This is a genomic window from Colwellia sp. MB02u-10 (assembly GCF_014077185.1).
Lineage (GTDB): Bacteria > Pseudomonadota > Gammaproteobacteria > Enterobacterales > Alteromonadaceae > Cognaticolwellia.
Genome location: NZ_JACGVK010000138.1, coordinates 29,379 through 43,739 on the forward strand (window position 1 = coordinate 29,379; position 14,361 = coordinate 43,739).

Annotated in this window: 6 protein-coding genes; 1 reads left to right on the forward strand and 5 read right to left on the reverse strand. The window is 38.1% G+C overall.

The genetic code is table 11. The features are described from left to right. The first annotated feature begins 15 nt into the window (after positions 1–15). On the forward strand, positions 16–4,551 hold the full coding sequence (locus H4J59_RS17375; RefSeq protein WP_182241260.1) for a hybrid sensor histidine kinase/response regulator: 4,536 nt from the start codon (positions 16–18) through the stop codon (positions 4,549–4,551). Positions 4,552–4,837: 286 nt separating this feature from the next. On the opposite strand, the gene H4J59_RS17380 is transcribed toward H4J59_RS17375, so the two are convergent. The 5 genes from H4J59_RS17380 to H4J59_RS17400 all read right to left on the reverse strand — a co-directional run bounded on the left by H4J59_RS17380 (position 4,838) and on the right by H4J59_RS17400 (position 14,003). Further along, complete coding sequence (locus H4J59_RS17380) at positions 4,838–7,861, reverse strand: sigma 54-interacting transcriptional regulator (RefSeq protein WP_182241261.1); 3,024 nt, start codon at positions 7,859–7,861, stop codon at positions 4,838–4,840. Next, complete coding sequence (locus H4J59_RS17385) at positions 7,861–9,633, reverse strand: EAL domain-containing protein (protein ID WP_182241262.1); 1,773 nt, start codon at positions 9,631–9,633, stop codon at positions 7,861–7,863. The genes H4J59_RS17380 and H4J59_RS17385 overlap by 1 nt, the downstream gene beginning before the upstream one ends. A 503-nt stretch (positions 9,634–10,136) precedes the next feature. Next, positions 10,137–10,580, reverse strand: coding sequence for a hypothetical protein (locus H4J59_RS17390; RefSeq protein WP_182241263.1), 444 nt, complete (start codon positions 10,578–10,580; stop codon positions 10,137–10,139). A gap of 9 nt (positions 10,581–10,589) precedes the next feature. Beyond that, on the reverse strand, positions 10,590–10,766 hold the full coding sequence (locus H4J59_RS17395) for a DUF1328 domain-containing protein (protein ID WP_182241264.1): 177 nt from the start codon (positions 10,764–10,766) through the stop codon (positions 10,590–10,592). Positions 10,767–11,411: 645 nt separating this feature from the next. After that, positions 11,412–14,003, reverse strand: a complete 2,592-nt coding sequence (locus H4J59_RS17400) for a TonB-dependent siderophore receptor (protein ID WP_182241265.1) — start codon at positions 14,001–14,003, stop codon at positions 11,412–11,414. Between the last annotated feature and the right edge of the window lie 358 nt (positions 14,004–14,361).

The following is a 14,361-nucleotide window of genomic DNA, read 5'->3' on the forward strand; positions in this document are numbered from 1 at the left end:
ATATGTAATTCAAGTATGTTAAAAAACACTATTTATTGCCTGCTAATATTATTATTTTTTAGTTTCAAGCTGCATGCTGAACAAAAAGCTAATTTTATTTTTACCCCCGCAGCACTTAATCAACAACTCTCCCAAAAAAGCATTCGGCAAGTCTTTCAAGACAGTACAGGGTATTTATGGATTGTCACTCAAGAAGGGCTAGCTCGATACGACGGCTATGAACTAGTAAAGTTTGTCCATGATCCCCGCAAACCTGACTCGCTGAGTTCCGACAATGTTCGAGCAGTAATAGAAGATAATAACAAACGTTTATGGATAGCTACTGACGGCGGTGGGTTGAACTTATTTGACGCGGCTAAGCAATCTTTTATAACATTGAAAAGTGATGCATTTGTTAACACTGCGCCTTTATCTAATCACATCATGAGTATGATGTTAGCTGAAAGTGGTGATATTTGGCTAGGTTATAACAATGGTAATTTTAGTCGTTTTCAACCTGATAAAATGACTTTTGAACATTTCAATACCCAAGCTTTACTCCCTGAGTTCGATAAAAACATATTTATCAGTGCGTTTGTTGAAGAAGCTAACTTTATTTGGTTAGCCACTGATGGAAATGGACTACTAAAACTGAATAAAAAGACTAAAAAACTAGAACGTTTTTATACTGGTTCAGACACACCATTTTTTAGTGATCGTTTGACCAATTTATTTATCGATGGACAACAACGCTTATGGGTTACTAGTGCCGATAATGGTGTTGCTGTTGCTGATCCGCAAAGACTAACATTTACTGCTTGGCAGCATGAAGAAAATCAAAAAAACAGTTTACCATCCAATCACGTATACACAGTATTTCAAGATCAAGACCAACGTATTTGGATCGGAACAGATAAAGGTGTCGCCATATGGAACGAGCAAAACAAATTTAGCTCCTTTAAAACAGAAGATGGCTTAAGTAGCAATATGGTTCTGTCCATATTACAAGACCCAACAGGGTTAATGTGGTTTGGTACCTTTAATGGCCTAAGTAAAAGTATAGAAGTACCTTTTCAACATATTGATACAGGCTTGGCCAGTAATCATATCTTGGGAATTACTGAAACCATATCGTCGGAAAAAGAGTCCGCAATTTGGGTTGCCACTTATGCTGGCTTAACACGTTTAAATAGCGATGGTGAAGTACAACAAATTATTAATAAAGACAGTGTTCCTGCATTAGCTGATGACAGAGTCATGGTCGTGCACGGTGACGATAATATCTTATGGTTTGGCACCCGCGGTGCTGGCTTAGGTAAACTCGATGTCGATACTGAGCAAATTAAATACTATGTAAACGAGCCTAAGGATCCTCAAAGTTTAAGTTTTAATGGTGTTATTAGTATATTCCAAGACAAAGCAGATAATATTTGGGTTGGTACCTTTGGTGGTGGTTTAAATTATCTCCCGGTCGGTAGCGAGAAATTTATTCATTTTCGCCATAATGAGAATAACCCCAGAAGTCTCAATAGTGATTATATTTTAGCAGTGTATCAGCTGTCCAATGGTAAAATAGTCGTCGGCACTACAGATGGCATTAATTTACTTGACCCTATTAGCTTGGATTTTGATCATATTGAGCATCAACCAGGTAACCTAGATAGTTTGTCTGCGCCCATGGCTTGGGCCTTTTATCAAGATAACAAAGCGCAGTTATGGGTAGGCACCCAAGGCGGAGGGCTCAATAAATGGTTACCTCAAGACATTACTAATTTAAATAATAATTTTAGCCATTACGACAGTTTAAGTGGGCTACCCAGCAGCCATATATATGCAATTTTGGACGACGATAATGGCCATCTATGGCTCAGCAGTACAGCCGGCTTAACAAGATTAAATAAACAATCCGGGGAGATGCGACATTTTAATAGTTATCAAGGCTTAAAGGAAAGTGATTTCAGCTTTGCTGCAGGTTTTAAGGACAGCAAAGGAAATATGTATTTTGGTGGTAATGCTGGCGTTATACGCTTTAATCCTAATGACATTAAAGACAGTAAAACAATCCCACCTGTGGTACTTGTCAGAATTAAAAAACTCAATGAACAAGTATGGTTCGATGTACCTTACCAAGAGCTTAAACATTTGGAATTGGATTACAAAGACTATTTTATCTCATTTGAGTTTGCTGCACTTGACTATAATGCACCCAGTTTAAATCAATATAGATACCAATTAGAAGGGCTTGACTCAAATTGGATCGATCTTGGGAACAGGCGACTGGCAACATTTACTAACCTACCTGCTGGCGATTTTACCCTTAGAGTTCAAGCCAGTAACAACCAAGGATTATGGAATACTGTTGGTGTATCACTGCCGATCACGGTATTACCACCACCTTGGAAAACCTTTTCGGCGTATAGTTTGTACTCCCTAGCAGTGATTTTGATGCTACTTTATTTCATTTGGCGATATCGACAAAAGCGGCTACGTGAAATGCAGCAGCTAATAAAACTAGAAGAAAAAGTCGAAGAACGTACCAAAGAGCTACGCCATGCCAATGCACAGCTTGAAACTAGCATGGAAGAAACCGACAAAGCCAGCAAAGAGAAAAGTGATTTCTTAGCCATTATGAGTCATGAAATACGCACACCGATGAACGGCGTACTGGGCATGACCGAAGTTTTGTTAAATTCAGATCTAAAACCCAAACAACAACATTTTGCGCAATTGGTCTATCGCTCAGGTATCTTGCTACTTGATCTGCTAAATAACATCCTAGACTTCTCTAAATTAGAAACAGGTAAAACGACCCTAGAGTCGGTACCAGTCGACCTAGAAACGATAGTAGAGGAAGTATGTGATTTATTCAGTGAATCTGCATACAATAAAGGACTGCATATCAATGCCATCCTAGCCCCAGAGTCATTACCTTATGTATATGCCGACCCAGAGAGATTGCGCCAAATCATTGCCAATTTAACCAGTAATGCTATTAAGTTTACTGAGCGTGGCGAAGTTAATGTCAGTATTAAGCGCATTCCATGCTACAAAACGCAAGCTAGTCAACAAGTCAACGAGACACAATTTAGTCGTTTTGAAATTAGTGTCGAAGATACCGGTATTGGTATGGCACCAGATCGCCAACAAAAAGTATTTGAAATGTTTACACAAGCAGACGCCTCCACCAAGAGAAAATATGGTGGCACAGGCCTTGGATTAGCTATCTGTCGACAAATATCTACCTTAATGGGTGGTAATATTAGTGTGCAATCGAATCTAGGAAAAGGCAGCCGTTTTAGCTTCATATTCGATTTACCGACAGTGGATAACTCGGAAATCGAATATGAACCAATAGCGGATTGTCCAACGGTTCATTTGATCAATCTTAATGACGGTTTAGGCACTTCAGTTGCCAATATATTGTTAAAATCAGGCATTAAATCAGTACACGTAAAACGGGTTAATGCTCAATTGGCTTCTGCTAAAAATGGTCTTTGGATTAGCCTTTCAGAGCACGAAACTGCAATTACTAACGCGGGTATTCCACTTGCAAACTGGATCTGCTTATTACCTTCTTCACAATGGCAGGAAAATGACAAACGCAATATTTTACATTTGCCAGTACATTTTAATGACCTGATAAACACTTTATATAGAACCTTGGGAATCAAAACCCATGAGCAACAAACAGGTAAAAACAACCACCGTAATCATCAGATATTTGTTGCCAATATTTTGGTGGTAGAAGACAGCTTAACTAACCAAGAAGTAGCAACAAGCATGCTCAGAATGCTAGGTTGTGAAGTATGGCTAGCAGACAACGGTGCGGAAGCCGTCGAGCAAGTGAACTTAAGACAACCTGATTTAGTCTTAATGGATTGCCAAATGCCAATTATGGACGGTTATGAAGCAACGGTTGCCATAAGAAAAAACTGGCCAAATATTCCTATTGTAGCTCTAACAGCTGGTATGGGTGATGACTTACGCCAACAATGTTTAGATTCAGGCATGAATGGTGTTATGACCAAGCCATTTTTATTGCGAGAACTTGAACAAACACTTCTACACTACCTAGAAGCGCCTAGTCATCCATCGGTAAGTGATCACGGTAGTACAGGCGAATTACATATACAGCATGTATCGATCCCAAAGAATGGCTCAGATGACCTTGTAGCATTAAGTAGTAAAGACATTGAAAATGAAGTTAATGCAGAAGCTGAGTTAATTGACATGGACACTATCAATACGCTTTTAAAAATTGGCGATGCTAATAAGAGTAAGCTCTATAATCGGGTCTTAGATGGATTTACCCAGGAAGCTGACAACTTGATTCAACAGTTACTAGCACAGCTAAAAAGTGAACAAGTAGATTTAAATAAGGTAATTGACATTGCCCATGCCCTACAATCCATGTCAGGAAATGCTGGAGCAAAAGCGCTGTATGAGTTGTGCAAAAATTTAGAAGCGAATACAAAGCAAAACCTGACTGCAGATATTCATATTATAGCGCAGAAAATACAGGCTACTTATATTATGAGCTGTGAGAAGCTGGAGACATTTAGACAAGCTTAATTGAGGCTATAATTAAAATTATGCTGAGTGGGAATAAACTGATGAGACTTAGAATCAAGTTCATATTACTCGGCAGACTTTGATGAAGAGCATGGCGACTACTCGACAGCAATGCAGGCTAAGTTTCTCTAGGTTCCAAGCTAAGTATAATATTTAACTAGGAAAATAAAAATTAAGCAATTGAATTCCCTAGCATTAATTCAATTACATTCCAGTTTTTTGCTATTAACTTGCTATAGGTAAAAAGCGAGTACTAAGTGCTAACCTAAGTAACAAGTATAGCTTTTTATGAAATTAGCAACTGTTGCAAAATTTTACGTAATGTAGGCTGAGTTACATTGAGTAATTGTGCTTTTTTCTGTTGGCTGATCTCTTTTTTTATTACAATTTGATGTAATGTCATCTCAATTTTAGACCAAAGCAAAGTATTAGTGTTTCCTGTTAGCAGTTGTCCTAATATTATGTCGCATTCAATCGCTAATTCATCCAGTTGAGAAAGCTTGAGATCTAATCCATTGAGCTTAGTAAAGCGACGTCGCAATGTTGATTCAGACTGGTCTAATTGCAAAGCTACTTGATACAGGCTGCCCCATTTAACTAAACATACCGTTAACCACCGCAGCTCCAACCAAGCACTGACTGGAAATAAACGCGCTTGCTGTAGCGCTATTGTCACTAGTTGACTAAGTAATATCGATATATCTGAAAATTGCGCCATGTTTACTTTCGTTTCATCAGTAAACGCCTCATTCTCAGGCAAAAGCAGATGTGCTGCGGATGCTTTAATATCACCTTGCTGTTGGAAATCCAAATGTGGACTGTCAATTAATTTTCGCTCGCAAAGTATAACGGCCCGCATTATCGCGTTTCGCAGCTCTCTGATATTGCCTGGCCATGAATAGCCTTGCAAAATGTTTATTGCTGCTGGGGTAAAATCAATAATTTCTTTTTTATATTGTTGGCTAAATTTAGCTAAAAAATGACGACAAAGTAACAATGTATCATCGCCTCGTTTATGCAGAGGTGGCAGATTGATGGTAAAACCATTAATACGATAATAAAGGTCTGAACGGAATCGCCCCATAGTAACTTCAGCTAATAAATTACGGTTAGTGGCTAATACCAGTCTAACATCGACTTTACGCACACGTTGATCCCCAACCGCGACATAGGTTTTTTCTTGTACAAATCGCAAAAGCTTTGATTGTATATCAAGCGGTAGTTCTCCGACTTCGTCTAAAAATAATGTCCCACCGTCAGCTTGTGCAATCAGGCCCGGTTGATCACTGGTCGCACCGGTAAAGGCGCCTTTTCTATGACCAAATAACTCACTTTCTATTAAATGTTCAACTATGGTACTGCAATCTACAGTAATAAAAGGCTTTTCTATTAACGCGCTATGATTATGTATTTGTCGTGCGATGAGCTCTTTACCTGTACCTGACTCACCAGTAATCAACACAGAGGCGTCGGTAGGCGCCACTAACTGTACCTCCTGCATTACGGTACGCATAGCAGCAGATTCAAAAAGTAATTCATGCTGATCACCCATGGTGCTATGAGTGATCACTTTTTTTCGTTGGTCATTTTCGTGTAGAACAATACGATCAATAGCAGCAGCTAAATTTGGGGTGACTTGCTGTAATTGCGTGCTATATTTTTCAGCATTATTTTGCTCGCTCAACGGCCAACGTAATAAAATCATACCCAAGCATTGGTTACGAGTGAACAGGGGCACTATAATAGCTTGGCAAGATTCCGCGAAAGGCTTAAGTGGTTTACCTCTTAAATTATTCAAGCTAGCAAGTTGTATTTTTGTGCTAACCCAGTTTTGTACACTTTCGACATCCATATTTTGCTTAGATGTACTGCAAGACGACAGAATCAATTCTTGATTTTTAACTAAATATAAACCCACATATTCGCATTGCATTCCTGCGGTTAGCATTTGGCAAATTTGCTTTGAAAAAACTTGTAATGAATGTGTAGTGCTAATTAAGCGAATTAAGTCCCATTGCAGTGAAAGTAACCTAAAGTCATCTCTAGGCACATCTGAAAACTTACCACTTATGTGATCAAGATTAGCAATAATGTTAGCGTCAAACTGCGGTTCCCAACCGACTGATTTATCGCCATCTATGCTGCGAGCGGCTTGTAAGGCGGTATTTGCTCGCCTAAACAATTTTAAAGGCGATTGCTCTTCGAGCTGTTCTTCAGCATCAAGTGTTGCTATGCCAAAACTAAAGTCTAGCTTCAACTTTTTCTGAGTAAACGACTTATTCACTAACATTTGTCGTACTCGAGCGGCCAGTGCTTGACCTTGTTTTTCATTGGTCTCAGGTAAATGTGCCGCAAAAACCACACCGCTATATCGACTGACAAAATCAGCTGTACGTAATAAATCAGTCAAACTGAGCATAATTTCATCCAAGACTTGGTCGGCCAATTTACTTCCATGTTGTTGATTAAATTTAGCGAACTCATCAGGATTTATGAGTAATAAAGTTACGGGTTCATTGTGCGATTTTTGTTGTTCTTCCCATTCCTGACGTTGCCACATCGCGATTTGGCGCATAATAAGTAAATTATCGTGGTTACGTAATGAACCTACAAAACCATCGACAATTATTACGGTATTTTCTAACTCAATAGGGAAAGGTGGTAACCTTGTCATTGCACCTGTGGGTTCAAGGTCAGATAAGATATTTAGCAAACGGTCCTTGGCCGCATCAGAAGGGATTTTGATACACGAAAGTAAATTTTTACCTATTGCAGATGCGCTTGAATCACCCAGTACTACCGATAACGCCGGATTAAGTTCGGTTACTTTCCCTTCAGCACTAAGCGTTACTACCAACTCTCCTAAACATTTAGTCAATAAATTAAACTTCTGCTCGCTATCTTGTTGAGTGCTATAAATGTCGTTATTACGTGCTAACAAAGATAAAATAGGTAACAAAGCTTGCTCATTTGACCAGTCAATAAACCAATGATTTTTTAGTAATTGTGTCTGGGCTGTGAGTTGCGGATGCTCTTGTAGCCAATATACTTGTTGAACATTGAGGTTAAAACGCTTTATAAGCTGCTCTGCATGCTCAGTATTTTGACATGCTACAAGCATTGATGACTGATTATCACAATTACTTGATAACGCCATTTTTTTCAACGGTATACCCGCAACAGAAGCTTGCGACTGTAAAGTCAGAAACATCTTGGTGTAAACAGTACTGGCTGCAAGGTCACTATCTATATAAAGCGTGATACTATTTTTTACGTAAGCTAAGGTGCCGATGCGTTGTAATTTCGTCATTAATAATTTTGCATAAGATGAGTAAAGTTCTGATTTAACAGCGGTGTAATATTTTTTGCAGCCAATGGCCGTGAAAATAAGTAACCTTGCAACAGTAAATTTTTGCTGTGCTTTAATATTTCTATTTGTTCCACTTCTTCTACACCTTCCGCGATAACGCCTAGCTTTAAACTTTTAGCCAGCGCTAGAATGGCTTTTACAATGGCAATATCGTCAGGTGCTGAATTAGCATCACACATAAAAGCCCGATCGATTTTAAGCGTATCAATGGGGAATTTTTTCAGATAGCTTAACGAGGAGTAGCCTGTGCCAAAGTCGTCAACCGCCAATGTAACACCTAAATTCTTCAATTCGATTAGGCGCTTAATATTTTCTTCAGCATCACTCATAATGACCGACTCGGTCAACTCCAACTCAAGTAGCGACGGCGGTAAGTTATATTGCTTTAGTGTTTGCGCAACAGTTTGAGTAAAATTAATTTGTCTAAACTGGTGTGCAGATACGTTTACCGCAATCCTTACCTCGTTACCATTATCTAGCCATTGTTTAGCCTGCTTACAACTCTGCTCTAAGACTAAAAGTCCTAAATCGTGAATTAAGCCGGTTTCTTCTGCAATTGGAATAAATTCATCAGGAGGAATAATACCTCCTTGTGCTGGTAACCATCTGGCTAATGCTTCAACGCTAACAATCTTACCTGTTTCAGCACAAATTTGCGGTTGATAAAATGGTACAATTTCACCTGACTTAATTGCCACACGTAGGTCTTGTTCAAGCTGTAGACGACTTGATGCTGTTGCATTCATTGAACCACAATAAAACTTGAAACAGCTACGTCCAGCCTCTTTAGCCGAATACATTGCCGTATTGGCATTTTTAAGTAAAGACTCTGCATTCTCACCGTCGTCTGGAAAAATAGAAATACCAATGCTTGGTGTAATCACAACTTCATATTGCTCTAGCTTAAAAGGTTTAATGAAGCTTTGAATCACGCGTTCAGCAACCAGCATTGCTTCACTTGAATTGCTCAACTTACTCAAGAAAATAGTAAATTCGTCACCACCAAAACTCGATAACTGACCGTTACTTATTAATTGTTCTGCGCTGCCCCGAGAAAACACATCGCTTTCTCGCATATTTTCTTGTAGGCGATCAGCGACTTTACGCAGTAGTTTATCTCCAATACTATGTCCCATAGTATCGTTAATTCTTTTGAATCTATCGAGGTCTATATACAAGATTGCGGCTTGATAGTCGTTGCGACGAGCCATGGCTATAAAGCTTTGTAAATTTTTCAGTAGCAACAGCCTATTTGGCAGCCCTGTTAACGAATCATAAAAAGCCAGTTTATGAAGTTCTTTTCTTTGTGACATTTGGTCCGCAAAGGCTTGGCTAGCACGGAGAATATATCTTACTCTCTGTGCTAATATTTCCCATTTAACAGGTTTAGAGATAAAGTCAGTAGCACCTGCCGAGTAAGATTTATGAATAGAGTCCAAATCATCCGATCCAGTAACCATAATGATCGGAACATGCTGTCCGCTTTCCAGAGATCTTATGTGTTCACACACATCAAAACCATTCATTATCGGCATAGATACATCGAGTAAAATTAGCGCTGGCTGGTGTTTTTCAAATTGCTCTACAGCACGTTTGCCATCCTCAGCCTCTAATACTTCTATACTGTCGCAGGCGAATATTTCTTGCAGAATCATCCGAGAATTGACATCGTCATCACACACTAATATTTTAATTTTAGAATTATTTGGCATTTTTAAATATCTCTAATAATTCATAACTGCAAGTATTGATGGTTGGTATTATCGACCATCAATACTTGCAGTTATGAACTAACTTTGTAGCCGCGATAATATTGGAATTTTTCTTCCTTATTTATTCCAATAATGTTCAAAAGTTGAAAGTTGAAAGTTGAAAGTTGAAAGTTGCAAAATAGCATAATAACTTGGTTATAATACTCTCTTTTACAGAGTATGATAATATGATTATTGAAATTAAAGACGACTTTATTTTCAATAATCTTGAATTGTTAACCTAGCTTAGTTTTGCATACGATTACTTTATATCTTTTAATGGCAAAGTCTTATCATTAAAAATTAAAATGACGCCATTAAACTAATATTTATGATGAATTAACTAACGTACATATTGCAGTGTCATGCTAAATATTTTTTTGACAATACAATGCCAAATAAAAACCCTTTAAAAAGAGGGTTTTATAATAAGATTAAACTTATAACTTAACTGATATTATAAATTAACAACCGTCATCTTTAGCATCTGCACCCTCTTTTGTTTTTTCACAAGCATCTTCAATGGCGTTACCTGCATCTTTTTTCATTTCACCAAATTTATTGCTGACACTTTCTTTCATGGCATTGACTTTTTCGCCCGCGTTTTCCATAACCTTACCAGCGTCTTTCTTTATTTCTTCTACTTTTTCGCCTGCATTTTCCATAGCTTTGCTTGCGTCTTTTTTCATTTCATTCACTTTTTCGCCTGCAGCGTCAATAGCCTTACTAGCATCTTCTTTCATTTCATTTACTTTATCACCCGCACCTTGAGTCATTTTACCCGCTTCTTTAACTGTTTCTTCTACTTTTTCACCCGCTTCTTCTGCCTCTTTATCGCTACAAGCTGTTAAGCCGAACATAGAAATAAATATAATAAGTGAAATTGATAGTTTTTTTATAAAAGTCATAATTTTTCCCTAAATTTTTGGTGATTTACCACGAACTGCATTGGCGATTAATGAAATAACCAACAACACAACGAAGATAAAAAAGATAGTTTTTGCAATACCTGCGGCTGTACCTGCGATACCACTAAAACCAAATATTGCCGCAACAGTCGCAACAACTAAAAAAGTAAGCGCCCAGTTTAACATAATAGATCCCTCCGTTTATTAAATTAAAAACCACCACCAACTTAAGACTACATTTATACCAATAACCTAATTCACTGATAAATAGTCATTATCTTTCATTCTACATTTGAATTAATAACGCTAGTTTACCGCTAAGTGAAAGTATTATAGACAAAACAAGTATAACGTTTAGCGGGAGTTAATATATTTTTGTCTTAGCTTATCGCTAAGACACCTTAATAATAGCCACCTTTTTATAAAACGTACTTATTTACAGAGTAAACGCTATAACTTTCAGTAAGACTTAACTATCAGCCATAGTGACCATGACTTAGTACTGATTATTCTGTCATTATTCACCACCGTATTTACTGATGAAATTTATCTTTTTCCTACCATTTTCAGGACAGTTTTTCCTAAGTAGCTGGCTATTTTACTGTCTGAAATAAGCCTTGTAATGGTGAAGTTTGATTAATGAGCTGATCGGCGCAATGACAGTGAAGTTAAAACGAGTTGTTACTTTTCTTTGCTGTTAAACATAAAAAATCCGAAATCAATTGCTTGATTTCGGATTATTAACTCACTGAAAAATTCATCTGTAAGTAAAACTATGCCTAGATAATCGGCAGGTCTACTTTACCCAAGAGCACATTCAGTATAGGTAACTTAAAAGCTATAAGTTGCTTTTACGTAGTAGAAACCACCGTTAAAACCAAATGGTGAAGTTTCATAGTACTTACCACCCCAGGTATTATTTGCCTGGCCGCCTGTTTGTTGCTCAAAATCAAGCTCATTCGGGTATTCGTCAAATATATTCTGAGCACCAACACTCACTTTGAAATCTTCCATAACGTGATAGCTCACTTCAACATCAACAGTAACTTCTGAGTCAGCAACAATTTCTGTTCCTGGTTCAGCTGCAGAGCCTATCCAATCAACGTGCACGCCTTGGTATTCACCGTAGTAGTTTACACGGGTAAACATACTGACATCGTCCCAACTTTGTGACCACGTGAATGTTGCACGATGATTTGGTAAATCATTTTCTAAACGAGAAACTTTACCTTCACCTGTGATTTCAGTGTAAGTATCAACGGTTGTTTCATTCCAGTTATAAGCTAAACCAAATGTGGTCTCACCATCTAACAAACTCGTTGAATAGTTAGCCACAAAATCAATACCTTCAGTGGTAGTATCAAAATCATTGGTAAAGAAACTTACTTGTTGAATAGAGTTTACGTTTGGTACGCCATCCGCTTTTAATTTATCTTTATCACCCTCTGTTAAGGTATATTTAGTAGACTGAGAAACACGATCAGTTACTTCAATATTATAATAATCAAGTGTGAAATGGATACCTTCTATTTCCCAAACCGCACCTAATGAAATGCTTTCTGATTCTTCAGGCGTTAATTCTTTTGCACCTAGCTGAATAGCAATAGGGTTAGACGCTGGTAGTAAAGCAGAATCAACTAACTCACCGCCATCTAAAGAGGTTTGCACATTAGCATAGTTAGCTTGACCAACCGTAGGTGCACGGAAGCCTGAACTTACCGAGCCACGTACTGAAAAATCATCGGTAACATTATATTGTGCGGTGATTTTATAATTCGTGGTATTACCAAAAGTACTGTAATCTTCAAAACGTAGGGCATAGCCCATTAAGAAGTTTTCAGTGTATTGTGCTTCAACATCAAGATAAAGCGCATAGTTTTGACGAGAAAATGAACCTGCAGCTGTTGGTTTGAAACCAGGGAAACCATTAGAACCAATACCAAAGCCTTGCTCTGTATATGGACCTGCGATAAACGAAGCCTCATCACCAGCTATAACTTCAAAGGTTTCTTGATGGTATTCATAACCACCAGCAATAATGAGTGGCATATCCATGCCTACTTCAAGTTCTTTAACTAAATCAATGTTAAAGAATTTTTCTAATTGTATATGTCTACCTGGATTAAAATCACGTGGCGTTTCAGGGCCTAAAGACGCATTCAACGTGTCATAAATAACATAACTTGATTCGTTACGACCTACAGAACCACTGACGTCATAAGACAAAGTGTCATCAAACTGTCCACGTGTTCCCATAGTTAGTGATGTATCAACGATGTTACCACCAAAATTAGGTGTAAAACCGCCTGGTAACATTTCATTAAAGGCAAAACAATTGTCGTTATTGGCAACATTATTAATATAGTCGTCTTGGGCTAATACATTGGCTGAAGTTACGTTAACGGGACTACAAGTACCGCCAGTATCTAAACCATCTAAATCGGCAATCAGTAGGTTACTATCGCCGTCGTCATCGGTATCGCCGTTACTATAAACACCACCACGAGTATGAGGGTTACGATAATAGAAACCGCCACGAACATCACGTTCTGAGAAGTTACCAAACATGTAAACTTCACGGTCGTTACCGATATCTAAACCGAAATTACCAAAAATAGTGATGTCGTCATTAACTTCAGGCGAGCCCCAAACTTGAGCAGGGTCACCCACACCTGGCACACCTTCTTTAATAAAACCGGCTGCATCTGGACGTTGTACACTGCGACTTGTTGCATCAGAATTTTTATATTGAAAACTCAGGTTGGCAAAACCATCTTCAGTCAATGCCATACCAATATTACCAGAGACTTCAGTCGTATCGCCATCGCCCTCATAATATGAACCATGACGTACGTTTAATGAACCACCATCTGCATCATCTTTTAATACGAAGTTCATTACACCTGCGATAGCATCTGAGCCGTATTGTGCTGCAGCACCGTCACGTAAAACTTCAACTTGTTTTAGAGCAGAACTTGGGATAACTGAAATATCAGGACCTTGAGCACCGTCATTAATACCACCACCTAACAATGCAATAACAGAAGCACGATGACGGCGTTTACCATTAACAAGTATTAACGTACTGTCTGATGAAAGACCACGAAGGTTAGCGGGTTTAACTAAGCTGGCGGCATCTGATATTGGGTTACTCTGTACGTTAAACGAAGGTACAGTACCTTTTAACAATTCAAGCATATCGGTATTACCCGATCTTTCTAGCTCTTCTGCGCCAATTAAATCAATAGGAACCGGTGAATTATCAACTGAACGTGGTGCACCACGAGAGCCTACAACAGCGATACGTTCAATGTTTTCTTTTTTGACTTTATCTGCATCATTTTCAGCAGCGAATGCTGGCGCAGTACCTAAAGCGATATTTACCGCTAAAGCTAAGGTAGCTATTTTAAATGTTGATGACATATTCTCTTCCTCTAGTATTAGTATAGTTATATTTTTTATAGTTATATTTTTTATTTTTCTATCTTTTTTTGACCTTGGTCTTTTACACCCTCCTATTTTCGTAAAATAAAACAAATCAGTAATTTTGGCCACAAAAAAACCATCAAGAGTGCTTCCAATCTATCGTCCCTGGATGCGCTATCAATGGTTTACTCCCTTAACTCAATACAGCATTTTGTTATTTTCCATGCCGTTGATCGTAAACATAACACAACTCATCGCATAAGTTCACTTTATTTATGTTACTAATTTTATCCGCCAGAAAGTCTCTTTCTGACGCTACTTCGCTTTAAATAAGTACAGCAACTTAAGCAGGTTA